This window comes from Streptomyces sp. NPDC031554 (assembly GCF_055580685.1).
The window spans coordinates 473,509-499,325 of sequence record NZ_JBVIKX010000002.1; the positions used below are offsets into that span (position 1 = coordinate 473,509).

The 25,817-nt window shown below is 72.6% G+C and carries 22 protein-coding genes; 8 read left to right on the forward strand and 14 right to left on the reverse strand.

Features of this window, described 5'->3' with window-relative positions; translation table 11 throughout:
* The first annotated feature begins 61 nt into the window (after positions 1–61).
* The 4 genes from ACZ5FU_RS07500 (at position 62) to ACZ5FU_RS07515 (ending at position 4,304) form a co-directional block, all read left to right on the forward strand.
* Positions 62–1,633 (forward strand): AlkA N-terminal domain-containing protein, encoded by a 1,572-nt coding sequence (locus tag ACZ5FU_RS07500; RefSeq protein ID WP_469045065.1) that lies wholly within the window; start codon positions 62–64, stop codon positions 1,631–1,633.
* Between the two features lie 26 nt (positions 1,634–1,659).
* On the forward strand, positions 1,660–2,151 hold the full coding sequence (locus tag ACZ5FU_RS07505) for a methylated-DNA--[protein]-cysteine S-methyltransferase (RefSeq protein ID WP_451527246.1): 492 nt from the start codon (positions 1,660–1,662) through the stop codon (positions 2,149–2,151).
* Positions 2,152–2,383: 232 nt separating this feature from the next.
* Positions 2,384–3,940, forward strand: a complete 1,557-nt coding sequence (locus ACZ5FU_RS07510; protein WP_451527247.1) for a right-handed parallel beta-helix repeat-containing protein — start codon at positions 2,384–2,386, stop codon at positions 3,938–3,940.
* A gap of 163 nt (positions 3,941–4,103) precedes the next feature.
* Positions 4,104–4,304 carry a type II toxin-antitoxin system VapB family antitoxin gene (locus ACZ5FU_RS07515; protein ID WP_451527248.1) on the forward strand — a complete coding sequence of 67 codons (201 nt, stop codon included), beginning with the start codon at positions 4,104–4,106 and terminating at the stop codon, positions 4,302–4,304.
* A gap of 113 nt (positions 4,305–4,417) precedes the next feature.
* Here the strand turns inward: ACZ5FU_RS07515 and ACZ5FU_RS07520 are convergent, their stop codons facing one another.
* Together ACZ5FU_RS07520 and ACZ5FU_RS07525 are read right to left on the reverse strand one after the other, a co-directional pair.
* The gene (locus ACZ5FU_RS07520) at positions 4,418–4,909 is read right to left on the reverse strand and encodes an NUDIX domain-containing protein (RefSeq protein WP_451527249.1); all 492 of its coding nucleotides are present in this window, start codon (positions 4,907–4,909) and stop codon (positions 4,418–4,420) included.
* A 67-nt stretch (positions 4,910–4,976) separates the two neighbouring features.
* A complete protein-coding gene (locus ACZ5FU_RS07525) occupies positions 4,977–6,053 on the reverse strand; it encodes an ADP-ribosylglycohydrolase family protein (RefSeq protein ID WP_451776791.1) in 1,077 nt (358 codons plus the stop codon).
* A 242-nt stretch (positions 6,054–6,295) separates the two neighbouring features.
* On the opposite strand from ACZ5FU_RS07525, the gene ACZ5FU_RS07530 reads away from it, so the two are divergent.
* Positions 6,296–7,414, forward strand: a complete 1,119-nt coding sequence (locus ACZ5FU_RS07530) for a glycerate kinase (RefSeq protein ID WP_451776994.1) — start codon at positions 6,296–6,298, stop codon at positions 7,412–7,414.
* A gap of 83 nt (positions 7,415–7,497) precedes the next feature.
* Here ACZ5FU_RS07530 and pssA read toward each other — a convergent pair whose 3' ends face one another.
* The 9 genes from pssA to ACZ5FU_RS07575 all read right to left on the reverse strand — a co-directional run bounded on the left by pssA (position 7,498) and on the right by ACZ5FU_RS07575 (position 18,491).
* Entirely contained in the window at positions 7,498–8,316 is an 819-nt protein-coding gene (gene pssA / locus ACZ5FU_RS07535; RefSeq protein ID WP_398095973.1) for a CDP-diacylglycerol--serine O-phosphatidyltransferase, read from the reverse strand.
* A gap of 22 nt (positions 8,317–8,338) precedes the next feature.
* Positions 8,339–8,995: a phosphatidylserine decarboxylase gene (locus ACZ5FU_RS07540; protein ID WP_451527251.1), complete on the reverse strand. Its 657-nt coding sequence runs from the start codon at positions 8,993–8,995 to the stop codon at positions 8,339–8,341.
* Between the two features lie 170 nt (positions 8,996–9,165).
* Positions 9,166–10,371 (reverse strand): acyl-CoA dehydrogenase family protein, encoded by a 1,206-nt coding sequence (locus tag ACZ5FU_RS07545; protein ID WP_468834445.1) that lies wholly within the window; start codon positions 10,369–10,371, stop codon positions 9,166–9,168.
* A 2-nt stretch (positions 10,372–10,373) separates the two neighbouring features.
* Complete coding sequence (locus ACZ5FU_RS07550) at positions 10,374–10,898, reverse strand: MaoC family dehydratase (RefSeq protein WP_451776786.1); 525 nt, start codon at positions 10,896–10,898, stop codon at positions 10,374–10,376.
* 5 nt (positions 10,899–10,903) lie between these two features.
* Entirely contained in the window at positions 10,904–11,863 is a 960-nt protein-coding gene (locus tag ACZ5FU_RS07555; protein ID WP_451776783.1) for an HpcH/HpaI aldolase/citrate lyase family protein, read from the reverse strand.
* Complete coding sequence (locus tag ACZ5FU_RS07560; RefSeq protein WP_451527255.1) at positions 11,860–13,887, reverse strand: protein meaA; 2,028 nt, start codon at positions 13,885–13,887, stop codon at positions 11,860–11,862. Before ACZ5FU_RS07560 ends, ACZ5FU_RS07555 begins: the two co-directional genes overlap by 4 nt.
* A 10-nt stretch (positions 13,888–13,897) precedes the next feature.
* Positions 13,898–15,241, reverse strand: coding sequence for a crotonyl-CoA carboxylase/reductase (ccrA, locus tag ACZ5FU_RS07565; protein ID WP_451527256.1), 1,344 nt, complete (start codon positions 15,239–15,241; stop codon positions 13,898–13,900).
* A gap of 495 nt (positions 15,242–15,736) precedes the next feature.
* Positions 15,737–16,549, reverse strand: coding sequence for a TetR family transcriptional regulator (locus tag ACZ5FU_RS07570; RefSeq protein WP_451527257.1), 813 nt, complete (start codon positions 16,547–16,549; stop codon positions 15,737–15,739).
* 136 nt (positions 16,550–16,685) lie between these two features.
* The gene (locus ACZ5FU_RS07575; RefSeq protein WP_451527258.1) at positions 16,686–18,491 is read right to left on the reverse strand and encodes a 3-hydroxyacyl-CoA dehydrogenase family protein; all 1,806 of its coding nucleotides are present in this window, start codon (positions 18,489–18,491) and stop codon (positions 16,686–16,688) included.
* Between the two features lie 402 nt (positions 18,492–18,893).
* On the opposite strand from ACZ5FU_RS07575, the gene ACZ5FU_RS07580 reads away from it, so the two are divergent.
* On the forward strand, positions 18,894–19,469 hold the full coding sequence (locus ACZ5FU_RS07580; protein ID WP_451527259.1) for an adenylosuccinate lyase: 576 nt from the start codon (positions 18,894–18,896) through the stop codon (positions 19,467–19,469).
* Between the two features lie 260 nt (positions 19,470–19,729).
* Here the strand turns inward: ACZ5FU_RS07580 and ACZ5FU_RS07585 are convergent, their stop codons facing one another.
* Genes ACZ5FU_RS07585 through ACZ5FU_RS07595 form a run of 3 tightly spaced genes read right to left on the reverse strand, consistent with a single transcriptional unit; the run spans position 19,730 to position 22,286 of the window.
* On the reverse strand, positions 19,730–20,254 hold the full coding sequence (locus ACZ5FU_RS07585) for a GNAT family N-acetyltransferase (protein ID WP_451527260.1): 525 nt from the start codon (positions 20,252–20,254) through the stop codon (positions 19,730–19,732).
* A complete protein-coding gene (locus ACZ5FU_RS07590) occupies positions 20,251–20,649 on the reverse strand; it encodes a RidA family protein (protein ID WP_468834440.1) in 399 nt (132 codons plus the stop codon). Before ACZ5FU_RS07590 ends, ACZ5FU_RS07585 begins: the two co-directional genes overlap by 4 nt.
* Before the next feature lie 59 nt (positions 20,650–20,708).
* Positions 20,709–22,286, reverse strand: coding sequence for an alpha/beta hydrolase (locus ACZ5FU_RS07595; protein WP_468834438.1), 1,578 nt, complete (start codon positions 22,284–22,286; stop codon positions 20,709–20,711).
* A gap of 375 nt (positions 22,287–22,661) precedes the next feature.
* On the opposite strand from ACZ5FU_RS07595, the gene ACZ5FU_RS07600 reads away from it, so the two are divergent.
* Both ACZ5FU_RS07600 and ACZ5FU_RS07605 read left to right on the forward strand, forming a co-directional pair.
* Complete coding sequence (locus tag ACZ5FU_RS07600) at positions 22,662–23,105, forward strand: SRPBCC family protein (RefSeq protein ID WP_451527263.1); 444 nt, start codon at positions 22,662–22,664, stop codon at positions 23,103–23,105.
* Between the two features lie 217 nt (positions 23,106–23,322).
* On the forward strand, positions 23,323–25,737 hold the full coding sequence (locus ACZ5FU_RS07605) for an MFS transporter (protein ID WP_451527264.1): 2,415 nt from the start codon (positions 23,323–23,325) through the stop codon (positions 25,735–25,737).
* The last annotated feature ends 80 nt before the right edge of the window (positions 25,738–25,817 follow it).

Genomic DNA, 25,817 nt, shown 5'->3' on the forward strand with positions numbered 1-25,817 from the left:
ACGCGAGGCCGATGTCGGATTCCCGCCGGACCCGACGGGCCGGGTGGCCGATGCTGGACGCATGCTGAACGGGATGCACACCGACCGGGAGCGCTGTGTGCGCGCCGTGCGGTCCAAGGACGCGCGGTTCGACGGCTGGTTCTTCACGGCGGTCCTGACCACCGGCATCTACTGCCGGCCGAGCTGCCCGGTGATGGCGCCGAAACCGCAGAACATGGTGTTCCACGCGAGCGCCGCCGCCTGCCAGCAGGCCGGGTTCCGGGCCTGCAAGCGCTGCCGGCCCGACACCAGCCCCGGCTCCCCGGAGTGGAACCGGCGCGCCGACCTCGTGGCCCGCGCCGTGCGGCTGATCTCCGACGGCGTGGTCGACCGCGAGGGCGTGCCCGGCCTCGCCGGCCGCCTCGGCTACAGCACCCGCCAGGTCGAGCGCCAGCTCCTCGCGGAACTCGGCGCGGGCCCCCTCGCGCTGGCCCGCGCCCAGCGGGCCCAGACCGCCCGGCTGCTCATCGAGACCACCCGGCTGCCCCTGACCGACGTGGCGTTCGCGGCGGGCTTCGCCTCCGTGCGCGCGTTCAACGACACCGTGCGCGAGGTCTTCGCCCTCTCCCCGACCGAGCTGCGCGCCCGCGTCCCCGGGCGGGACGGCGGCGGTACGACGACACCGCGCACTGCGACGTCCCCGGCGTCCCGCGCCCGCTCGGCGCCGGGCGGGCCGGCCGCCGGGACGACCGCGTCGCCGGCCGCCCCCGTCACCCTCCGGCTCCGCCTGCCGTTCCGCGCCCCCCTGCACCCCGACAACCTCTTCGGGCACCTCGCCGCGACCGCCGTGCCGGGCGTCGAGGAGTGGCGGGACGGAGCGTACCGGCGCACGCTGCGGCTGCCGTACGGGCACGGGATCGTGGGGCTCGCCCCGCGCCCCGACCACATCGCCTGCCGGCTCTCCCTCAGCGACCTGCGGGACCTCACCGTCGCCATCAGCCGCTGCCGGCGGATGCTCGACCTGGACGCCGACCCCGTGGCCGTCGACGAACGGCTGCGGACCGACCCGCTGCTCGCCCCGCTGGTGGACAAGGCGCCGGGCCGCCGCGTCCCGCGCACCGCGGACGAGGCGGAGCTCGCCGTGCGCGCGGTCCTGGGCCAGCAGGTGTCCACGGCGGCGGCCCGCACCCACGCGGCCCGCCTGGTCACGGCGCACGGGGACGCCGTCGACGACCCGGAGGGCGGCCTCACCCACCTCTTCCCGACGCCCGAGGCGCTCGCCGACCTCGACCCCGCGTCCCTGGCGATGCCCCGCACCCGCCGGACGACGTTCACCACCCTCGTCGCCCGGCTAGCCGACGGCACTCTGCGCCTGGGGGTGGAGTCCGACTGGTCCGAGGCCCGTGCCCGGCTGCTGTCGCTGCCCGGTCTCGGCCCCTGGACGGCCGACGTCATCGCGATGCGCGCGCTCGGCGACCCCGACGCCTTCCTCCCCACCGACCTCGGGGTCCGGCACGCCGCCCGGGAGCTGGGCCTGCCGTCCACACCGGCGGCGCTGACCGCCCGCGCGGCGGCGTGGCGCCCCTGGCGGGCGTACGCCGTCCAGCACCTGTGGGCGACCGGCAGCCACCCGGTCAACCACCTGCCGGCCTGAGCAGCACGTTCACGAAAGGACGCACCATGAAGCGGCACACCGTCGTCGACAGCCCCTGCGGACCCCTCACGCTCGTCGCCGACGACGGCGTCCTGTGCGGTCTCTACATGACCGGGCAGCGCCATCGCCCGGCCGAGGAGAGCTTCGGCTCCCGCGACGACACCCTCTTCGGCGCCGCCGAGGAACAGCTGGAGGCTTATTTCGCGGGCGGGTCGAAGGACTTCACGCTCCCGCTCCGGCTGCACGGCACCCCGTTCCAGCGCACGGTCTGGGAGGCGCTACGGCAGATCCCGTACGGGGAGACCCGCACCTACGGGGAGCTCGCCGAGGCCATCGGCCGACCCGCCGCCTCCCGGGCCGTTGGTCTCGCCAACGGCCGCAACCCGGTCGGCATCGTCGTCCCCTGCCACCGCGTCGTCGGCGCGGGCGGCGGCCTCACCGGTTACGGCGGCGGCCTGGAACGCAAGCGGCGGCTGCTGGACCTCGAGAGCGGCAGGAGCACCGCGGGCCTCTTCTAGTTCCCGACCACCCCGGTTCATGAATCTGAACATCCATCACATGCACAACCGTTGACGCGCTCATGGCAAGCGCTTACCGTCCAGGAGAAAGCGCTTTCGCCCTCTGCGTGCCGGGTCCGGCCGTCCGCCGTGTTCACCTCGTCGAACCGGTCGTACGGCCGCACCTGGCCCGTCGCGGGCGGGGCGGCCGGCGAATCCTCGTCGGCGGAGCCGCGACCACCTGGAGAGAACGATGCAACGGAGCCCCGTCATCGCGTGCGTCGGCCTGCTGGCCGGCACACTCGTCGCGTTGTCAGGCAACACGGCACAGGCAGCGTCCACCCGCTACGAGGCGGAGACCTCGCCCGCGGTCTGCACCGGCACCGTCGACTCCGACTGGGCCGGCTACTCCGGCAGCGGATTCTGCAACGGCACCAACGCGGTCGGCGCGTCGGTGCAGTTCACCGTGAACGCCTCCGCCGCCGGCACGGCGACCCTGGGCGTCCGCTTCGCCAACGGGACCACCGCCGCCCGGCCCGCGACCCTCACGGTGAACGGCGCGTCGGCCACCACCGTCTCCTTCGAGACCACCGGCACCTGGGGCGCCTGGACCACGAAGACGCTGACGGTGCCGGTGACCGCGGGCAGCAACGTCATCCGGTTCAGCCCCACCACGGCCGCCGGACTGCCCAACATCGACCACCTCGACGCCGAGACCGGCGGCACCACCACTCCGCCCCCGGCGACCGCCCTCTACGTGGCGCCGAACGGCACCGACGGCGCCGCCGGCACCCAGACGGCGCCCACCACGCTCACCTCGGCGATCAGCCGCATCACCGCCGGCGGCACCATCTACCTGCGCGGCGGGACGTACCGCCCCACCCAGACGGTCACCGTCCCGACCGGCAAGGACGGCACCGCCGCCGACCGCACCGAGCTCCTCGCCTACCCCGGCGAGACCCCCGTCCTGAACTTCTCCGCCCAGACCGAGGACCCCGCCAACCGCGGCCTCGCCGTCAACGGGTCGTACTGGCACATCAAGGGGATCGTCGTCGAACGCGCCGGGGACAACGGCATCTTCGTCGGCGGCAGCAACAACGTCATCGAGCGCACGGTGACCCGCTTCAACCGCGACACCGGCCTGCAGCTCTCCCGGACGCTGTCCAGCACCCCCAGCAGCCAGTGGCCGTCGAACAACCTCATCCTGAGCGCCGAGTCGCACGACAACGCCGACTCCGACGGCGAGGACGCCGACGGCTTCGCCGCCAAGCTCACCACCGGCCCCGGGAACGTCTTCCGCTACGCCGTCTCCCACCACAACATCGACGACGGCTGGGACCTCTACACCAAGTCGGACACCGGCCCGATCGGCCCGGTGACCATCGAGGACTCCCTCGCCTACGACAACGGCACCCTCAGCGACGGCTCCCAGGCCGGCAACGGCGACCGCAACGGCTACAAGCTCGGCGGCGAGGACATCGCGGTGAACCACGTCGTCCGGCGCAGCATCGCCTACCACAACGGCAAGCACGGCTTCACCTACAACAGCAACCCCGGCTCCATGACGGTGTCGGACAACCTCAGCATCGACAACGCCCAGCGCAACTTCAACTTCGACGCCGGCACCTCGGTGTTCCGGGGCAACACCTCCTGCCGCAGCGGCAGCGGCACCAACGACCGGATCATCGGCAACGCCGACGGCACCAACCAGTTCTGGTCCGGCACCAACGGCTCCCGCTGCTCGTCCTCCACCGGCGCCCTGCACTGGTCCTACGCCTCGGACGGCCGCCTGGTCGTCACCTTCGGGTAACCGGCCCGTACGGCGGGCCCGACCCCTCGTCCGCCCCGCCTCGCCCCGCCCTGCCCCGCCTCGACGCCCCGACGGCCCCACCGGCCGCCGGGGCGTCACCGTCGCCCGGAGCGGAAGCCGCGAACGGGCCTCGGGCGGGCTCCTCCGGTGCTACCGTCCGGCCATGGCCAAGGTCGATATCTCCCTCAACGCCGATCTCGTCGTCGAGGTCATGGTGCTCACCGGCGTGGGCAGCCCCCAGGACGCCGTCGAACTCGTGGTGCGCGACTACATCGAGCGCGGCCACCGCACCGAGGCGCGGACCGCCACCCGCGACGAGGCGCTGCGCGCGGTGGACGTCAAGCCGCGTGACGTGGAGGGCTGAGAGCCCCACGAGCAGCCCGGCCCCCGGCCCCCGGCTTCCCGGCCCCCGGCTTCCCGGCCCCCGGCCTCCCGGAGAGCGGCCCGGCGGACACCCCGTGGGGCCGCCCGAGCCCGTCACACCACCCGTCGGCCGTTCTCCAGCTCCGCCGGCCCCGAGCCGTCGGCCAGGACGTCCAGCGCGGCCAGCACCCGGTGGCCCAGGGAGCCCAGGAGGTGGTCGGTGATCTCCTCGCGCGGCACCAGCCGCCAGGACAGCAGCTCCTCCTCCTGGATGCGGATCGCCTTGAGGTCCTCCTCGTCGAGGACCCCGCCGTCGTACACGTACGCCACCACCGGCGGCCGTTTCGGGGACTGCGCCCAGTCCACGGCGAGCAGCCGCCCCGGCTCGCGGTCGAGGCCGATCTCCTCCAGCGTCTCGCGGCGCGCGCCCTGGCGCGGGGTCTCACCGTCGTCCGACTCGATCGTGCCGCCCGGGAGCACCCACCCGGCGCGGTAGTTGGGCTCCACCAGCAGCACCCGCCCCCGCGCGTCGCGGAAGAGCGTGGCGGCGCCGGCCAGGACGCGGGGCAGCGAGGCGAGGTACGTGGCGAAGTCGGTGGTGGTCATCCCCGAAGGGTACCCAGCAGGGTGTCCGCCTCCGCGCCCGTCGGCACCGCGCGCGGAGGCGGCCCGTTCACGGGACGTCCGCCCCCACCAGCCGCAGGGTGCGCTCCGCGAGCTCGCTGATGCGCACCCCGTCGAAGCCGAACACGGCACTGCGCACGGTGTCCTCCAGCGGCTCCGTCCACTGGGCGGGGATCGCGGCGGCACCGGTCAGCACCCCGGCCACGGAACCGGCCGTCGCGCCGTTGGAGTCGGTGTCCAGGCCGCCGCGCACGGTGAGTGCGACGGTGCGGGTGAAGTCCCCGTCGCCGTACAGCAGCCCGGCGGTGAGGACGGCGGCGTTGGGGACCGTGTGGATCCAGCCCAGGCCCGCCGTCTCCGCCGCCACCGTGTCGAGCGTGTCCTCCCAGCCCAGGCGGGCGTCGTGGAGGGAGACGACCCGGCGCACGGTCCGGGCGAGGCGGCTGCCCGCCGGGATCACCGCCAGCGCCTCGTCCACGGCGTGCCGCACCGACGGCGCGGTGAACGCGGCCGACACCAGCGCCGCCGCCCACATCGCGCCGTAGACCCCGTTGCCGGTGTGCGACAGCACCGCGTCCCGGCGGGCCAGCGCGGCGGCGCGCCGGGGCAGACCGGGACTGGTCCACCCGTGGACGTCGGCGCGGATCAGGGCACCGATCCACTCCTGGTACGGGTTGTCGTACGTCGCCGTCAGCGGAGGCTTCAGCCCGTTCGCGAGATTGCGGTAGGCCGCGCGCTCCGCGGTGAACGTCTGGAGGTACGGCAGCCGCAGCAGCCACAGGTCGCCGACCTGCTCGGTGCTGAAGCCGAAGCCGCGGGTCTCCAGCAGGTCCAGGCCGAGGACGGCGTAGTCGACGTCGTCGTCGCGGCAGCTGCCGTGGACGCGGCCGCGGACGCACTCGCGCCACTCGGGGCGCAGCGGCGGCCCGTCGTACCCGGGGGGCGGTTCGGGCAGGTAGTCGGTGAGCGGCAGGGCGTCCGCCCGCCGCAGGTAGCGGTCGATGCGGTCGCGCGTCCACAGGTCGCCCTGCTCCACCGGCTTGCCCAGCATGTTCCCGGCGACGCGGCCCAGCCAGCCCCCGAGCACGCGGTCGGCGAGTGCGGGTCCGTTGTCCACAGCGGTCATGTCTTCGGTGTACCCGCTGCCGCGCCCGCACGCGCCCCCCCATGCGCCGCCGGTCCGTGGTCGCCGCCCGCGGGGGAGGGGCCGCGGGCGGTCGCGTCGTGGCTGTTCACGGCCCGGACAGGGCATGACGGCGGGGGCGTCCGCCGGTTAAGGTCACAGCGGCGCGACTGGCCCCGATGTGCGCGGGCCCGGAGAGCAAGGGGATGGAAGTGGCGGACGCTGGAGCGCGGGGCACCCGCAGGGTGCTCGTGGCCGCGGACAAGTTCAAGGGCTCGCTGACGGCCGTGGAGGTCGCCGAGCGGGTGACGGCCGGACTGCGCCGGGCCCTGCCGGAGGTCGAGGTCGAGGCCCTGCCGGTCGCCGACGGCGGCGACGGCACGGTCGCCGCGGCGGTCGCGGCCGGGTTCGAACGCCGGGAGGTACGGGTCGCGGGCCCCCTCGGGCAGGAGGTCACCGCCGCGTTCGCGCTGCGCGGCGACACCGCCGTGGTGGAGATGGCCGAGGCGAGCGGACTGCAACGGCTGCCGGCCGGCGTGTTCGCCCCGCTGACGGCCTCCACGTACGGCTCGGGCGAGCTGCTGCGGGCCGCGCTGGACGCGGGGGTGCGCACGATCGTGTTCGGGGTCGGCGGCAGCGCCACCACGGACGGCGGCGCGGGCATGCTGTCCGCGCTGGGCGCCCGCTTCCTGACCGCGGACGGCGAGCCCGTCACCCCGGGCGGCGGCGGTCTCGCGGACCTGGCGACCGCGGACCTCTCCGGCCTCGACCCGCGCCTGGCCTCCGTGGAGCTCGTCCTGGCCAGCGACGTCGACAACCCGCTGACCGGCCCGAAGGGAGCCCCGGCGGTCTACGGCCCGCAGAAGGGCGCCTCGCCGGACGACGTGGCGGAGCTGGACTCGGCGCTCGCGCACTACGCCAAGGTGCTGGAGACCGCGGTCGGACCACGCGCCGCCGAGCACGCCGCCGCGCCGGGGGCGGGCGCCGCGGGCGGCATCGGGTACGGCGCCCTGCTGCTGGGCGCCCGCTTCCGGGCCGGCATCGACGTCATGCTCGACGTGCTGGGGTTCGCGCCGGCGCTGGAGCGGGCCGAGCTGGTGATCACCGGTGAGGGGTCCCTCGACGAGCAGACCCTGCACGGCAAGGCGCCCGCCGGGGTCGCCGCGGCGGCCCGCGCGGCCGGCAAGGAGGTCGTCGCGGTGTGCGGCCGCCTGACGCTGCCGCCTGAGGCGCTGGGCCGGGCCGGCATCCGGCGGGCCTACCCCCTCACGGACGCCGAGCCGGACGTCGCCCGGTGCATCGCGCAGGCCGGCCCGATCCTCGAACGGGTCGCGGAGCGCATCGGCCGGGACTTCCTGACCTGATCCGCCCTCGCGCGCGGGACGCGAAACGGGTGTGGCCCGGACCTCGGAGGTCCGGGCCACACCCGTTCGGTGGGGAAGGAGCGCTACGGCAGCTGTGCCGCCCGCGCCTCGCGCCGGTTGCCGCGGAAGTTGTTCACCCGGCGGGCCGTGGCGAACAGCGGGATGACCGCGCCCATGACCAGCTGCAGCGCACAGCCCGTCTGGAGCAGCAGCTGGCCGCCGGGGGCGTCGAAGGCCCAGGCGGTCAGCAGACCCATCGACAGCACGATCCAGCCGAGCATCGCGCCGGCCAGACGGCCCCGCGGCTTCGGGTACTCGACCCGGCTCACCATCAGCCAGGCGGTGCCCAGAATGGCGAGGAGCGTCGCCACGAAGGGCAGCTCCAGCAGCACGATCGAGACGACCGTCAGCGCGCCGAACGGTGACGGCATGCCCTGGAACATGCCGTTCGTCGGCGTCACGCAGGAGAACCGCGCGAGTCTCAGCACCACCGCCAGCAGGACGACGATCGCCCCGACCGCGGCCACGCGCTGGTAGGCGTCGTCCGCCACCATGCCGTAGACGAGGACGAAGTACGCCGGCGCCAGGCCGAAGCTGATCAGGTCGGAGAGGTTGTCCAGCTCCGCGCCCATCGGCGACGAGCGCAGCTTGCGCGCCACCAGGCCGTCGAACAGGTCGAAGACCGCCGCGCAGAGCATCAGGATGACCGCCGTGGCCGCGCTGTTGCGGGCCATGCCGGATTCCTGGCTGTCGGTGAGGTGCGGGATGAGGATGCCGGTGGTGGTGAAGTACACCGCCATGAATCCGCACGTGGCGTTGCCGAGGGTGAGGGTGTCGGCTATCGACAGGCGGAGGGAGAGGGGCATCTCCTCCTCTTCGTCCACCTCGTCGGCCTCGGGCACCCAGCCCCCCTGGGTCTGTGGGTCAATCACGGTCAATGCGAGTCACCCCCGCCACGGTCTTCTGCCCCACCTCGACCGCGATATCCACGCCCTCGGGGAGGTAGATGTCGACGCGGGAGCCGAAGCGGATCAGGCCGATCCGCTCGCCCTGCTCGACCTTCGTGCCCTCGGGGATGTAGGGGACGATGCGACGGGCGACGGCGCCGGCGATCTGGATCATCTCGATGTCACCGAGCTCGGTGTCGAAGTGCCAGACGACGCGCTCGTTGTTCTCGCTCTCCTTGTTGAAGGCCGGCACGAACCCACCCGGGATGTGCTCGACCGACGTCACCGTGCCGGCCAGCGGGGCGCGGTTGACGTGGACGTTGAGCGGGCTCATGAAGATCGCGACCCGGGTCCGTCCGTCCTTCCACGGCATGATGCTCTGCACCACACCGTCGGCGGGGGAGATGACCCTGCCGGGCGCGATCTCGCGCTCGGGGTCGCGGAAGAACCACAGCATGCCCGCCGCGAGAGCGGTGGCGGGCACGGCGACGGCCTTGGCGACACCCGAGCGGCGGGCGCGGACCAGGCTGACGGCGGCGGTGGCGACGGTCGGGAGGAGCCACGGCGATGCTCCGCGCGCAAGGCGTACGCCGGCCAGGCTGTCGCGAGGTGCAGAGGTTTGGCTGTGGGGCATGGATGACCTTCGTAGCGAATGATGCCGCGCTTCGACAGGGGGACGGCGGCTTTCCCGCGATCGTAGCGGTTCGGGGCCGTAACTGGGTAAGCCAGGAAGCCGAGTCGACGGCGTGGGACGGTTGACGGGGTGTGATCTTCTTCTCGAAGAAAACACCCCCAACCGGACATCTAGCCCTGGAATCGATACTCTTCGAGCAGTCGGCGACCGATGATCATCTTCTGGATCTCGGCCGTTCCTTCACCGATGAGCAGCATCGGGGCCTCCCGGTAGAGGCGCTCGATCTCGTACTCCTTGGAGAAGCCGTAGCCGCCGTGGATCCGGAAGGCGTCCTCCACGACCTCCTTGCAGTACTCGGAGGCGAGGTACTTCGCCATCCCCGCTTCGAGGTCGTTTCGCTCCCCGGAGTCCTTTTTGCGTGCGGCATTCACCATCATGGCATGGGCGGCCTCGACCTTGGTAGCCATTTCGGCCAGTTTGAACTGGATGGCCTGGTGCTGGGCGATCGGCTTGCCGAAGGTGTGCCGCTGTTGGGCGTAGCCCACACCCAGCTCGAAGGCACGCTGGGCGACGCCGCAGCCACGCGCGGCGACGTTGACGCGGCCGACCTCCACGCCGTCCATCATCTGGTAGAAACCGCGGCCGGTGACCCCGCCGAGCACCCGGTCGGCGGGAAGCCGCAGGCCGTCCATGACGAGCTCGGTGGTGTCCACCCCCTTGTAGCCCATCTTGTCGATCTTGCCCGGGACGGTCAGGCCGGGGCGGACCTCGCCGAAGCCGGGCTCCTTCTCGATCAGGAAGGTCGTCATCGACTTGTGGGGCGCCGTGCCCTCGGGGTGTCCTTCGTCACTTCGGACCAGAACGGCCACCAGCGACGACGTGCCGCCGTTCGTCAGCCACATCTTCTGGCCGGTGAGGACGTACTCGTCGCCGTCCTTCACCGCCTTCGACGTGATCGCGGACACGTCCGAGCCGAGAGCGGGCTCCGACATCGAGAACGCGCCCCGGATGTCGCCGGCCGCCATGCGCGGCAGGAAGTGGTCCTTCTGCTCCGGGGTGCCGTGCTGCTTGAGCATGTACGCCACGATGAAGTGCGTGTTGATGATGCCGGAGACCGACATCCAGCCGCGGGCGATCTCCTCGACGCACAGGGCGTAGGTGAGGAGCGACTCGCCCAGGCCCCCGTACTCCTCGGGGATCATCAGGCCGAACAGTCCCAGTTCCCTCAGGCCGTCGACGATCGCCTGCGGGTACTCGTCGCGGTGCTCCAGCTCGGTGGCGACCGGGATGATCTCCTTGTCCACGAAGTCGCGGACGGTCGCGAGGATCTCCTGCTGGACGTCGGTCAGACCGGCGGTCTGGGCGAGTCGCGCCATGGCTACTTCTCCGTCTTTTCCGAAGGGTCGTTCAGCTCCGGGCGGCCGGGCTGCTCGCCGCCGCGCTCCTTGATGTACGTCTCGGTCGGCACCATCACCTTGCGGCGGAAGACGCACACCAGCGTGCCGTCCTGCTTGTAGCCCTTGGTCTCGACGTGGACGATCCCGCGGTCGTCCTTCGACTTCGAGGGCCACTTGTCGAGCACGGTCGTCTCGCCGTAGATCGTGTCGCCGTGGAAGGTCGGCGCCACGTGCCGCAGCGACTCGACCTCCAGGTTGGCGATCGCCTTGCCGGAGACGTCCGGCACGGACATGCCGAGCAGCAGGGAGTAGACGTAGTTCCCGACGACGACGTTCCTGCCGAAGTCGGTCGTGCGCTCCGCGTAGTTGCTGTCCATGTGGAGCGGGTGGTGGTTCATGGTGAGGAGGCAGAACAGGTGGTCGTCGTACTCGGTGACCGTCTTGCCGGGCCAGTGCTTGTAGACCGCGCCGACCTCGAACTCCTCGTAGGTCCGTCCGAACTGCATCGCGCTCAGGCCTCCGGGATCTCGAACGTGGTGGTGCGCTTCATGCCGGCCGCGCGGCCCTTGCCCGAGACGACCAGCGCCATCTTGCGGCTGGCCTCGTCGATCATCTCGTCGCCGAGCATCGCGGAGCCCTTCCGGCCGCCCGCCTCGGACGTGTAGTAGGCGTACGCGTCCAGGATCAGCTCGGCGTGGTCGTAGTCCTCCTGGGACGGCGAGAAGATCTCGTTGGACGCCTCGACCTGGCCCGGGTGCAGCACCCACTTGCCGTCGAAGCCGAGCGCGGCGGCGCGCCGGGCGACCTCGCGGTAGCCGTCGACGTTGCGGATCTGGAGGTAGGGGCCGTCGATCGCCTGGAGGTCGTTGGCGCGCGCGGCCATCAGGATCTTCATCAGGATGTAGTGGTAGGCGTCCGCCGGGTAGCCGGGCGGCTGCTCGCCCACGACCAGCGACTTCATGTTGATCGACGCCATGAAGTCGGCCGGGCCGAAGATGATCGTCTCGATGCGCGGGGAGGCCTGCGCGATCTCGTTGACGTTGTTGAGGCCCTGGGCGTTCTCGATCTGCGCCTCGATGCCGATGCGGCCGACCTCGAAGCCCATCGTCTTCTCGATCTGGGTGAGGAGGAGGTCCAGCGCCACGACCTGCTGGGCGTTCTGCACCTTCGGCAGCATGATGCAGTCGAGGTTCGGACCGGCGCCCTCGACGACCGTGACGACGTCGCGGTACGTCCACTCGGTCGTCCAGTCGTTGACACGCACGACCCTCGTCTTGCCCGTCCAGTCGCCCTCGTTCAGGAACTTGACGATGGTGTGCCGCGCCTCGGGCTTGGCGAGCGGGGCGCACGCGTCCTCCAGGTCGAGGAAGACCTGGTCCGCCGGGAGGCCCTGCGCCTTCTCCAGGAAGCGCGGGTTGCTGCCCGGAACGGCCAGGCAGGAGCGCCGCGGACGAAGACGGTTGACAGTCATGCGGGGACCTCCAGGGGGTCGAGCTTGTTCGCTTTCCGGATCTCGTCGACGATGCGGCCGATGATTCCGGTGATGTCGAAGTCCTTCGGGGTGAAGACCGCGGCCACGCCGGCAGCCCTGAGCTGTTCGGCGTCTCCATTCGGGATGATGCCACCGGCGATCACCGGGATGTCTGTGGCACCGGCCACACGCAGCCGTTCGAGGACGTCGGGCACCAGCTGGGCGTGCGATCCGGACAGGATCGACAGGCCGACCGCGTGCACGTCCTCGGCGACGGCCGCGTCCACGATCTGCTCGGGCGTCAGCCGGATGCCCTGGTAGACCACCTCGAAGCCGGCGTCCCGCGCGCGCACGGCGATCTGCTCGGCGCCGTTGGAGTGTCCGTCCAGGCCCGGCTTGCCGACCAGGAAGCGCAGCTTGCCGACGCCGAGGTCCTTGGCCGTCAGCTCCACCGCGCGGCGCACCCCGGACAGAGCCGAGCCGGCCTCGGCGGGGATCGCCACGGGCGCGGAGGAGACACCCGTCGGGGCGCGGAACTCGCCGAACACCTCGCGCAGCGCCCCGGCCCACTCGCCGGTCGTGACACCGGCGCGGGCGCACTCCAGGGTGGCCTCCATGAGGTTGGCGGTGCCCTTGGCGGCCTCCTTGAGCTTCTCCAGCGCCTTGCAGGGGCGCGGGTGGTTGAAGGGCGGCTGGTAGCGGGTGTCGCGCCAGTGCTGGAGGGAGGCGATCACCTGGGCCTCGACCGCCGGGTCGACCGTCTGGATCGCCGTGTCGAGGTCGGCGGTCAGCGGGTTCGGCTCGGTCGTCTCGAAGACGTTGACGCCGACGATCTTCTCCTGGCCGGACTCGATGCGGCCCCGGCGCTCGGCGTGCGAGGACACCAGCTGCGACTTGAGGTAGCCGGACTCGACGGCGGCCATCGCGCCGCCCATCTCCTCGATCCGTTCCATCTCCGCGAACGAGTCCGCGACCAGCTGTTCCACCTTCGCCTCGACCACCTTCGAGCCCTCGAAGATGTCGTCGTACTCCAGCAGGTCGCTCTCGTAGGCCAGCACCTGCTGCATGCGCAGCGACCACTGCTGGTCCCAGGGCCGGGGCAGGCCCAGCGCCTCGTTCCAGGCCGGCAGCTGCACGGCACGCGCGCGTGCGTCCTTGGACAGGGTCACGGCCAGCATCTCCAGCACGATCCGCTGGACGTTGTTCTCCGGCTGCGCCTCGGTCAGTCCGAGGGAGTTGACCTGGACGCCGTAGCGGAAGCGGCGGTGCCTGGGGTCCTCGATGCCGTACCGCTCGCGTGTGACGCGGTCCCAGATGCGTCCGAAGGCACGCATCTTGCACATCTCCTCGACGAAGCGGACGCCCGCGTTGACGAAGAAGGAGATGCGGCCGACGACGTCGCCCATGCGCTCCCGCGGCACCTGGCCGCTGTCGCGGACCGCGTCCAGCACGGCGATCGCCGTCGACATCGCGTACGCGATCTCCTGGACCGGCGTGGCGCCCGCCTCCTGCAGGTGGTAGCTGCAGATGTTGATCGGGTTCCACTTCGGCAGGTGGGAGACCGTGTACGCGATCATGTCGGTCGTCAGGCGCAGGCTCGGCCCCGGCGGGAACACGTGGGTCCCGCGGGACAGGTACTCCTTGACGATGTCGTTCTGGGTCGTGCCCTGGAGCCGGGTGAGGTCCGCGCCCTGCTCCTCGGCGACGACCTGGTAGAGCGCCAGCAGCCACATGGCGGTGGCGTTGATGGTCATCGAGGTGTTCATCTGCTCCAGGGGGATGTCCTGGAACAGCCGGCGCATGTCACCGAGGTGGGCCACCGGCACGCCGACCCGGCCGACCTCGCCGCGGGCGAGGACGTGGTCGGAGTCGTAGCCGGTCTGCGTCGGCAGGTCGAACGCCACCGACAGGCCCGTCTGGCCCTTGGCGAGGTTGCGCCGGTACAGCTCGTTGGACGCCTCTGCCGTGGAGTGGCCGGCGTAGGTCCGCATCAACCACGGCCGGTCCTTCTGACGCTCGCTCATACGACGCCTCTCAGATGTTCCGGAAGCGGTTGATGGCGTCGATGTGCCGGGCGCGCTTCTCCGCGTCGCGCACGCCCAGGCCCTCCTCGGGGGCCAGGCACAGCACGCCGACCTTGCCCTGGTGGAGGTTGCGGTGCACGTCGTGGGCGGCCTGGCCGGTCTCCTCCAGGGAGTAGACCTTCGACAGGGTCGGGTGGATCCTGCCCTTGGCGATGAGGCGGTTGGCCTCCCAGGCCTCGCGGTAGTTCGCGAAGTGCGAGCCGATGATCCGCTTCAGCGACATCCACAGGTAGCGGTTGTCGTACTCGTGCAGGTAGCCCGAGGTGGAGGCGCAGGTGGTGATGGTGCCGCCCTTGCGGGTGACGTAGACGCTCGCGCCGAAGGTCTCGCGGCCGGGGTGCTCGAAGACGATGTCGATGTCCTCGCCGCCGGTCAGCTCGCGGATGCGCTTGCCGAAGCGCTTCCACTCCTTGGGGTCCTGGGTGTGCTCGTCCTTCCAGAACCGGTAGTCCTCGGCGTTGCGGTCGATGATCGCCTCGGCGCCCATCGCCCGGCAGATGTCCGCCTTCTGGGGGCTGCTCACCACACAGATCGGGTTGGCGCCGCCGGCCAGCGCGAACTGCGTGGCGTAGGAGCCGAGTCCGCCGCTGGCGCCCCAGATCAGGACGTTGTCTCCCTGCTTCATGCCGGCGCCGTTGCGCGAGACGAGCTGCCGGTAGGCGGTGGAGTTGACCAGGCCCGGGGCGGCGGCCTCCTCCCAGCTGAGGTGGTCCGGCTTGGGCATCAGCTGGTTGGACTTGACCAGCGCGATCTCGGCGAGGCCGCCGAAGTTGGTCTCGAAGCCCCAGATGCGCTGCTCGGGGTCGAGCATCGTGTCGTTGTGGCCGTCGCTGGACTCCAGCTCGACCGACAGGCAGTGCGCGACGACCTCGTCGCCGGGCTTCCAGGCGTTCACGCCCGGGCCGGTGCGCAGCACGACGCCCGCGAGGTCGGAGCCGATGATGTGGTACGGCAGGTCGTGCCGCTTGGCGAGGTCGTTGGTGCGGCCGTAGCGCTCCAGGAACCCGAAGGTGGACAGCGGCTCGAAGATCGAGGTCCACACCGAGTTGTAGTTGACGGAGGAGGCCATGACGGCCACCAGGGCCTCGCCCGGGCCGAGTTCGGGCAGCGGCACGTCGTCGAGGTGGATCGACTTGCGCGGGTCCTTGTCGCGGGTCGCGAGGCCCGCGAACATCTCCGTCTCGTCCTTGTGCACGGTGATCGCGCGGTACGACTCGGGGAGCGGCAGGGCGGCGAAGTCGTCCGGGGTGGAGTCCGGCGACTGGATCGCGTCCAGGATGTCCTTCACGGTCACGGTGTTGCCTCCGGCGGTGAGCGCCCTGAGGGAGGGGCGCCGATGGTTACGTCGGTGCTGCTGAGGGTGGGTGGGGGTGTGCCGTCGGTTCGGCGGGTGGTGCGGCGGCGCTTTGTGGCGCGGGAGGTTGCCTGTGACGCAGGCGTCCGGGCGCGCGAGCCGGGTTCCCCTGCGCCTTTGGGACGCCTGGGGAGGAGCTTGCGGGGACAGCCGACGTACGAAAGGTCTCTGCACGCCGGCCGCCCGGACACCTTCAACGTATGACACGGTGTGCCACCCCGCAAGGCACTGAGTGCCAGAACTTCGTCTCAGATGAAATCTTTACGTGACAAATGAGCGATGATCGATCGAACGGGCGCGGAAATCCGCGGGAAAAGGGGCTCTGACATGCCAAAACGGCCACCCGGTGGGGTGGCCGTCGTCACAGCGTCAGGGGCTCTTCGGCGACTTGTCGAGGACTCCCGAGGAGCCGGTACGGGGCGTGTGAGGGGTGGCTCAGCGCTCCTTGAGGGCCTGCTCGATGGTCCGCATGACCTCGTGCAGCGGGGCGTCGGTGCGGGCGACCGTCACCAGGACCTCGCCCTGCCCGGAGACCGCCGCGGCGGCCGGACGCGTCCCGGCGGTGCCGCGCCCGGCGCCGATGCCGGTGCCGAACGTCTTCCGCACGATCCCGAAGGCGTGGTCGAGCTGGGCCTCCACGTCGCCCTGGCCGCCGGCCCGCAGCCAGCGCCGCAGGACGTGGTTGTGGGCGGTGACCACCGCGGAGGCGGCGACCTCGGCCAGCAGCGGGTCGTCGTTGGCGTCGTCGTCGTGGGCGTGCTCGTCGAAGTGGCCCAGCAGGTAACGGGTGAAGAGACGCTCGTAGCGCGCCACCGAGGCGATCTCCGCCTCGCGCAGGGTGGGCACCTCGCGGGTGAGCTTGTAGCGGGCGACCGAGATCTCCGGCCGGGCCGCGTACATCCTCATCACTTCCTTGATGCCGCGGCACACCGTGTCGAGCGGGTGCTCGTGCGCGGGAGCCGCGTTCAGCACCGCCTCGGCGCGGATCAGGGTGTCGTCGTGATCGGGGAAGATCGCCTCTTCCTTGGAGCGGAAGTGACGGAAGAACGTCCGGCGGGCGACCCCGGCCGCGGCCGCGATCTCGTCGACGGTGGTGGCCTCGTACCCCTTGGTCGCGAACAGCTCCATCGCGGCAGCCGCCAGTTCGCGGCGCATCTTGAGCCGCTGGGCCGCCGCGCGGGAGCCGGCGGTGCTCTCCGGCGCGTCGGGCGTGACTGGTGTACGTGAGGACCTGGCGGACTGGGACATGCCCTGAACGTACTGCATGTGCGCAGCTCGGTGCGCCCGTCCGGCCCTTCCCCCGCCCCACGCGGGCGGGGGAGGGGCCGCAGGTCCGAGCAGTCCGCCCCAGTCCTCACCGGCCCTGAACGGGTCGCCGACGCCGTCAGCGGCGGGCATGTTCGCGGAAGCCACGGCCCGTCTTGCGGCCGAGGCAGCCCGCGGCCACCAGGTGCTCCAGGAGCGGCGCCGGGGCCAGTCCCGGGTCGCGGAACTCGCGGTGCAGGACCTTCTCGATCGCCAGCGAGACGTCCAGTCCGACGACGTCCAGCAGCTCGAAGGGGCCCATCGGGTAGCCGCCGCCCAGCTTCATCGCCGCGTCGATGTCGTCGAGCGAGGCGTAGTGCTCCTGCACCATCTTGATCGCGTTGTTGAGGTACGGGAACAGCAGGGCGTTCACGATGAAGCCCGCCCGGTCGCCGCAGTCCACGGCGTGCTTCCTGATCCTGCCGCAGACCTCGTGGACCGTCGCGTGCACGTCCTCGGCCGTCAGCACCGTGCGGACGACCTCGACCAGCTTCATCGCGGGCGCCGGGTTGAAGAAGTGCATGCCGATCACGTCCTGCGGACGCGAGGTGGCGCGGGCCAGCGCGACGACCGGCAGCGAGGAGGTGGTCGTGGCCAGCACCGCGCCCGGCCTGCACACCTTGTCCAGCGCGGCGAACAGCTGCCGCTTGACGTCCAGGTCCTCGGCGACCGCCTCGACGGCCAGGTCGACGTCGGCGAAGGCGTCGTAGGAGCCGGCCGGGGTGATCCGCTCCAGCGTCTGCGCGGCGGCCTCGGCGGTGAGCCGGCCCTTGTCCACCGAACGCGCCAGGGACGTGCCGATCCGGGCCTTCGCCGTCCGTGCCTTCTCCTCGCTGCGGGCGGCCAGGACGACGTCGTAGCCCGCCTTCGCGAACACCTCGGCGATGCCGGAGGCCATCGTGCCCGAGCCGGCGACACCGACGGCGCGCACCGCGCGGCCGGGGGTGCCCGACCCGTCGGCGACGGGCGTCAGGGCGTCCGGCACGACGGTCGCGCCGCCGGGGGCGTCGTAGGTGTAGAAGCCGCGGCCCGACTTGCGGCCGGTCAGGCCCGCCTCACCGAGCTGCTTGAGGATCGGCGCGGGGGCGTGCAGCCGGTCGCGGGACTCGGCGTACATGGCCTCCAGCACCGTCCGCGCGGTGTCGACGCCGATCAGGTCGAGCAGCGCGAGCGGACCCATCGGCAGACCGCAGCCGAGCCGCATCGCGGCGTCGATGTCCTCGCGGGAGGCGTACTTCGCCTCGTACATCGCGGCGGCCTGGTTGAGGTAGCCGAACAGCAGCCCGTCCGCGACGAAACCGGGGCGGTCGCCGACCGCCACCGGCTCCTTGCCCAGGTCCAGGGCGAGGTCGGTGACCGCGGCGACGGCGGCGGGGGCGGTCAGCACCGAGGAGACGACCTCGACCAGCTTCATCGCGGGCGCCGGGTTGAAGAAGTGCAGGCCGAGCACCCGCTCGGGGCGCGCCGACTCGGCGGCGAGCCGGGTGACGGACAGCGCGTTGGTGCCGGTCGCCAGGATCGTCCCGGGCCGCACGACGGCGTCCAGTTCCCGGAAGATCTGCTGCTTGATCTCGTACGACTCCGGCGCCACCTCGATGACCAGGTCGGCGTCGGCCGCCGCCGTGAGGTCGGTGGAGACGCTGACCCGGGCGAGGACGTCGGTGCGCTCCCGGCCGGTGAGCCGGCCGCGCTCCACGGCGCGGGCGGTGGCGGCCTCGAGGGCGGCGAGCGACCGCGCGGCCTGGGCCTCGCTGACGTCGATGCCGATCACCGTGCGGCCGGCCTTGGCCAGGACCTCGGCGATGCCGGTGCCCATGGTGCCGAGACCGACGACGGCGATCGTCCGCAGGTCGGAGAGAGGGGCGGGGGACAGGGGAGTGGCCATGGAGGGACTCCAGGAATGAGGGTGACGACTGGAAGCCGCCCCGGGTGCGTCCGGCGGTCCCGAGGGACGGGTCCGGACGCACCGGGGTGCGTGAAGAGGACTGCTGGGTGCGGGTGTCGCCGGGCTGCGAGCGCACACGCCCGGGGCCGTCGCAGCGGACGTGCACACGTCCGGGGAACGGTGATGACCGACCGGCCCTGTCCCGTGGCCGGGTCGTGCGAAGCGGTACCTGACGTACCGAACCGACTCCGTCGCGGCGACTGCGTCACCAGGCCGTCGCGAACGGGGGTGCGAGTGGGTAACTCGCTCGTATGAGCTTAACCGGTGGGTAACGAGCGCGCCAGCCCCCGGTGTTTGTGATGTGCGTCCCGGCGTCGGCGCCACCGTTCTAGGCTCGCCCCCATGGACGAGGAGTTGCGATCGCTCACGGAGCGCTTACGGCAGGAGTCGGGAGGGACCGCCGCCTTCGAGGAGCTGGCGGCGACCGGGGACCACGACGCGCTCGCGGACGTGCTCACCGCCGCCGGGCGGCCCCTGTGGGCGAGGGAGCTGGCCGCCTTCCGCCTCGGACTGGCCGGGGACCGGCGCGCCTTCGAGACCCTCGTCCTCCTCCTGAACCACCGCGACCCGCCCCGCTGCGCCTCCGCCGCCCACGCCCTGGCGCGCCTGGGCGACCCGCGGACGGCGCGGGCGGCGGCCGCCCTGGCGACCAACGAACTGCGCGTCGCCTACGCGCTGCATCCCGTCCGGCTCCTGGTGGAACTGCGCGCGCCCGAGGCGGTGCCCGCGCTGATCACCACGCTGCGGCGGCGGCTGCACCCGCACGACCCGTACCGGCGGGTCGCCCTCGCCTGCGTGGACGGCCTCGGCGCTCTGGGCGACGCCCGCGCCCGTCCCGTGCTCGACGACGCCCTCGCCCACCCCCTCCTCGCGGAGGCGGCGGTGCGCGCGCTGGCCCGTATCCCCCGGCAGCGGTGAGCGCAGGGGTGCCGGCCGGGTGCCGGGGCACCGGGCGCGGGGCGGGGGCGCGGAGGCGGTCCGGCAGCTCACCGGGGCGGCGGGACGGGGTGGGGCGGAGCCGGACGGGGCGCCGGTCGGTGAGGCTGCCGGCCGGCGGGGCGGCGCGGCCGGTGGGGCGGCGCGGGCGGCGCGGCCGGCGGTCTGTCGGCCCGTCAGGCCCGTCAGGCCCGCCGGTTCGTCGACCCGGAGGTCTGTCGGCCCGGAGGTCTGTCGAACCGTCAGGCCGTCAGGAGGCGGGTGTAGCGGACCTCCGGTACCCGCGCGCCGGCGACCTCGAAGGGTTCCTCCGCGCCGTCCGCCCAAAAGCCCGCCCGCTCGTAGAAGCGGCGGGCCGGGGTGTTGTCCCTGAGCACCCACAGGTGCATGCGGCGCCGGCCGGCGGCCGTGCTCCGCCGTACCGACTCGGCCAGGAGCGCCCCGCCGATGCCGCCGCCGACGCGGGCCGGGTCGACGTAGATCGCGTACAACTCGGCCTCCCCGGTGCGCGCTTCGCCCTCGCGGTAGGGGCCGTACGCGGCCCAGCCCACCACCTCGCCGGCCCGCTCCGCGACCAGGTTCACCACGCCGCCGTCGCCGCGGGTGAACCGGTCGCGGCGCCGCTCGGCGTCCTCGCGCACGCTGAGGGCGTCGAGGTGGGACTGCGGCATCAGGCCCCGGTAGGCGCTCTGCCAGCCGCGGACGCGGATCTCCGCGACGCGGTCGCAGTCGGCGAGGGTCATCTCGCGCACCCGCGGCGCCGTCACGCGTCGATCACCGCGAACGCCTCGATCTCCATCAGGAACTCCGGCCGGACCAGCGCGGCCACCTGCACGGCCGAGGCGGCCGGCAGCCGGTCGTCGGACATGTGCGCGGCGCGGGCCTCGCGGATCGCCGGCATGTACGCCATGTCCGTGACGAAGTAGGTGAGTTTGACGACGTCGTCGAAGGTCGCCCCGGCGGCGGCCAGGCAGCGCCGCAGGTTCTCGAAGACCTGGCCGGCCTGGGCGCGCGGGTCGCCCTCGCCGACCGGACGGCCGTCCTCGTCCAGGGGGAGCTGACCGGAGACGGCCACGAAACGCCCGGTGCCCAGCACGACGTGCGTGTACTGCGAGGCGGGGGCGACGCCGTCGGGGGCGGGAATCCTGGTCGGTCCACTCATGCGTCCATGGTGGACCACGGGTGTGACGACGCCCCCGACGGGGTCCGGCCGACGGGGCGTCAGCCGCGGAAGCCCAGCAGCCTGTGCAGCGTCGTACCGTGCGCCGTGCCCGAGCCGACCTTCGCGCTCAGCGGCTCGGGGTCGGGCAGCGCCTCGCACACCGCGTCGGCCCGGCCGGCCCCGCGCGGCACCGTGCCGTCGGCCAGGTAGGCCGCCAGGTGCTCGTCCAGGCAGGTGTTCCCGCTCAGCGTGATGCCGTGGTTGCCGCCGCCCTCCTCGACGACGAGGCTGGAGCCGCCGAGCAGGTCGTGCATCACCACGCCGCCCCGGTAAGGGGTGGCCGCGTCGTCCGTCGCCTGGAACAGCAGCGCCGGCGACAGCCTGCCGTTCGCGACGTCCACCGGGCCCCGCGAGCGGGTCGGCCAGAACGCGCACGGCGCGTTGTACCAGGCGTTGCTCCAGGTCATGAACGGCGCCTTCCGGTGGACCGCCCAGTTGTCGGAGCGCCACCGGTCCCAGTCGCGCGGCCAGCGCGCGTCGCGGCACTGCACCGCCGTGTAGACGCTGTAGCCGTTGCCCCCGGCGGCGTCGACCGCGCCGAAGTCCTCGTACGCCTCGACCAGCGGTTCGGCGTCGCGGTCGTTGACGTACGCGGCGAACGCGTCGGCCAGGTACGGCCAGTATCCGTTGTAGTAGCCGCCCGGTAGGAAGGTGTCCTCCAGCTCGGAGGCCCCCACCTTGCCGCCCGCCGGCTTCCGTGCCAGCGCGGCCCGCACGGCGTACCACTTCGCCTCGACGCGCTCCGGGTCGGTGCCGAGCCGGTAGGCGGCGTCGTGCCGCGCGATCCACGCCATCAGGGCGCGGTGGCGGTCGTCGAAGGCCTGGTCCTGAGCGAGGTTGTTGTCGTACCAGACGCCGGCGGGGTCGACGACCGAGTCGAGGACCAGGCGCCGCACCCGCTGCGGGTACAGCTTGGCGTAGACCGCCCCGAGGTAGGTGCCGTACGAGTAACCGAAGTAGTTCAGCCGCGGCGCGCCGAGGGCCCGGCGGATCGCGTCCATGTCCCGGGCCGCGCTCAGGGTGTCGATGTGCGGCAGCACGCGCGCGTACTTCTTCCCGCAGTCCTCGGCGAAGGCCCTCACCCGCGCGAGGTTGGCGCGTTCGATCCCCGCGCCGGAGGGGACGGAGTCGGGGCGCACCGGGGCGAAGTGGTCCGGCCGGCAGTTCAGGGCCGGCGTGCTCCTGCCCACCCCGCGCGGGTCGAAGCCGATGACGTCGTACTGCGCGGCCACCTTCTTCGGCAGCGACGACGCGACGAATCCGGCGAGCGTCAGCCCGCTGCCCCCGGGGCCGCCCGGGTTGACGAGCAGCGGTCCCTGGTACGTCCCGGCGGTGTGCGGCACCCGGGACAGCGCGAGCGTGATCCGCTCCCCGCCCGGGTCGGCGTGGTCGAGCGGCACCTTCAGGGACGCGCACTGGAGCGTCGGGTGGTCGGTGGTGCCGCACTCCTTCCAGGCGGGTCCGGCCGCCGGCGCGGCCTTCGCGGCGGACGACGGACCGGCGGCGGCGGGCGCGGCGGTCAACGCCCCGGCCACGACGGCGGCGGCACCGCACAACGCTGCTGCGCGTTTCCTCATGGGGTCCTTCCGGGACGGAGGTCGACGGACCGCGTGGATCACGGTCCCCGGCGGATCGTCCCGGCGTCGGGGCCCGGAAGAACCTGTTCCGCCGATACTTGACCCGATTGGGCCGCCGGTTGCCCACGAACGCGCTCGGAGCGGGCCGTCCGGCGGGTTCCGCGGCGGGTCGCACGGTGAGGTTCTCCCGGCGCGTGAGGCCTCCTCGGTAGCACTGGGCCCACAATGGAACACTTGTTCCCGTGATCGTGCGAGAGTGCTTTCCGACCGGCCCGCGACCGCTTCCGCAACCCCGATTTGGGTGGCCGGGGACCGGGGTGGTTGGCTTGCCCCGATCCGAGGAACCACCGAGCAACAAGGACCTGGAGGAACCCCATGGCGCAGGTCGAGGCCACCACCGAGCGGGTCGTCGCGGCGGCCCCGGACACGGTGTTCGACGCGATCGCCGACTACAGCGGCACGCGCGCGAAGCTGCTGCCCGGGCAGTTCAGCGAGTACGAGGTGCGCGAGGGCGGCGACGGGGAGGGCACCCTCGTCCACTGGAAGCTCCAGGCCACCAGCAAGCGCGTCCGCGACTGCCTCCTGGAGGTCACCGAACCCACCGACGGCGAGCTGGTCGAGAAGGACCGCAACTCCTCCATGGTCACCGTCTGGCGGGTCACCCCGGCCGGGGAGGGCAGGTCCCGCGTCGTCGTGACCACGACCTGGACCGGCGCGGGCGGCGTCGGCGGCTTCTTCGAGAGGACCTTCGCCCCCAAGGGCCTCGGCCGGATCTACGACGCGATCCTCGCCAACCTCGCCGTCGAGGTCGAGAAGTAGCACACGGCCGGCGGGCGGCTCGTCGTCGACGGGCGGCTCGCCGGAGGTCGAGGGCCCGGCGGAGGCCGAGGGCCCGGCGGCCCCTGACCGTCGCCCCACCTCACCGGTTCGGGTGGTTCTCCCTTCGGACCGGGTCGGTGCCGTGACTCGTCGCACCTGCTCGGAGTTGTCGCTTCGCGCGGGACTGGTGCGGCAGGTGCGACGAGGGGAGCGGCAGGTGGGCGGGACCACTCTGGTGCAGGAGGACCTGCACGACGGAGCGCGGAGCGCGCCGGCGACGGCACCCCCGCCGCCCGCCGCCCCCGCGGCCGCCCGGCCCGCCGGACCGAGCCCCCGTCAGGTGCGGCTGGTCTTCCTCGCGCTCATGCTCGCGCTGCTCCTCGCGGCGCTGGAGCAGATGATCGTCGCCACCGCGCTCCCGAAGATCGTCGGCGAACTGCACGGCCTGGACAAGATGTCCTGGGCGATCACCGCCTACCTGCTCACCGCCACCGTCGGGCTGCCGGTCTACGGCAAGCTCGGCGACCTCCTCGGCCGCAAGGGCGTCTTCCAGTTCGCGATCGTCGTCTTCGTCGTCGGCTCCGCGCTGGCCGGACGGGCGCGGACCATGGACCAGCTCATCGCCTTCCGCGCCGTGCAGGGCGTCGGCGCCGGCGGCCTCATGATCGGTGTGCAGGCGATCATCGCGGACATCGTGCCGCCCCGGCAGCGCGCCCGCTTCATGGGCCTCATCGGCGCCGCCTTCGGCCTCGCCTCCGTCGCGGGACCGCTGCTCGGGGGCTACTTCACCGACCACCTGTCCTGGCGCTGGTGCTTCTACGTCAACGTCCCCTTCGGGCTGCTCACCCTCGCCGTCGTCACCGTCGTCCTCAAGCTGCCCAAGCCGCGCACCAGGCCCCGCTTCGACGTGCTCGGCACCCTGCTGCTCGCCGCCGCCTCCACCTGCCTGGTCCTGCTGACCAGCTGGGGCGGCACCGAGCACGCCTGGGACTCGCGCACCATCGTCTCCCTCGGCGCGGGCGCGGTCCTGGCCACCGTCCTCTTCCTGGTCGCCGAGCGCTTCGCCGCCGAACCCCTCATCCCGCTGCGGCTGTTCCGCGACTCCGTCTTCACGCTGACCAGCCTCGTGGGACTGGTGACCGGCGTCGCCCTGTTCGGCGCCGCCAGCTATCTGCCGACCTTCCTCCAGATGGTCGACGGCGCCTCCGCCACCGAGTCCGGGCTGCTCATGCTGCCCATGATGGGCGGCATCGTCGTCACCTCGGTGGTCTCCGGGCAGCTCATCACCCACACCGGCCGCTACCGGACGTACCCCGTCCTCGGCGGCGCCCTCGCCGTGCTCGGCATGTGGCTGCTGTCCCGGCTGGAAGCCGACACGCCCCGGCCGCACTACAGCCTCTGGATGGCGGTCCTCGGCGCCGGCATCGGGCTGGTGATGCCCGTCCTCGTCCTCGCCGTGCAGAACTCCGTGCGCCCCGCCGACCTGGGCGCCGCCACCAGCGCCCACAACTACTTCCGCCAGATCGGCGGCAGCGTCGGCGCCGCCGTCTTCGGCACCCTCTTCGCGGACCGGCTCGCCGACTCCCTGCGCGAGCGCCTCCCCGCCGGCGCGGACGCCGGCGCGGACCTCCCCGACCCCGAGTCGATCACCCCGCAGCTCGTCCGCACCCTGCCCCCGGCGCTGCGCGACGCCTACACCGGCGCCTACGCCGACGCCATGCCGAGGATCTTCCTGTACCTGGTACCGGTGCTCGTCCTCGGCCTCGTCCTCGCCTTCTTCCTCAAGGAGAAACCGCTGGTGTCCCACCACGCCACCGAAACGGGACCCGAGCCCGTGACCGTCACCGTCCCGCAGGCCCGTGCCGCGTACACCGCGGGAGTCCCCGTCTGCGGCACGGTGCAGCACCCCGACGGAACCGCCGTGCCGCGCGCCGCCCTCACCCTCATCGACGTGGCCGGACAGCAGATCGGGCGCGGCGCCAGCGGTGAGGACGGACGGTACGCGCTGGCCACGCCCGGCGCAGGGTCGTACGTCCTGATCGCCGCCGCCGGCGGACACCAGCCGCAGGCGGTCTCCGTGACCGTCGGTGAGCGCCCCGTCGAGCTGGACGTCGTCCTCGGCGGGGCCGGACGCCTCGCCGGCGCCGTCGTCACCGCCGACGGCACGCCCGTGCGGGACGCCGCCGTCACCCTCACCAACGTCCACGGCGAGGTCGTCGCAAGCACCCGCAGCGGGCGCGAGGGCGGGTACGTCATCACCGAGCTGGTGGCCGGCGAGTACACCCTCGCCGCCAGTGCCCCCGCCTTCCGCCCCGCCGCGCTGCCGGTCACCGTGCAGGCCTCGCGGGAGACCCGTCAGGACGTCGAACTCGCCGGCGGCGCCGTGTTGCGCGGCACGGTCCGGGCCACCGCCGGGCGGCCGGTCGAGGACGCGCGCGTGACGCTCCTGGACGCCGCGGGCAACGTGGTGGACACCCTCACCACGGGCCCGGACGGCACCTTCCGCTTCGTCGACCTGTCCTCCGGCGAGTACACCGTCATCGCCGCGGGTTACCCGCCGGTCGCCACCGTGCTGCAGGTGGCCGGCGGCGGCCGCACGGAGCGTGATCTGCAACTGGGCCACGAGGACTGAGCGGATCCGGGGAAGCCCGTTACCCAGCGCTTCCCCGGTGAAACCAATTCCAGAATTGCCGCACATCCCGTACGGCGCGC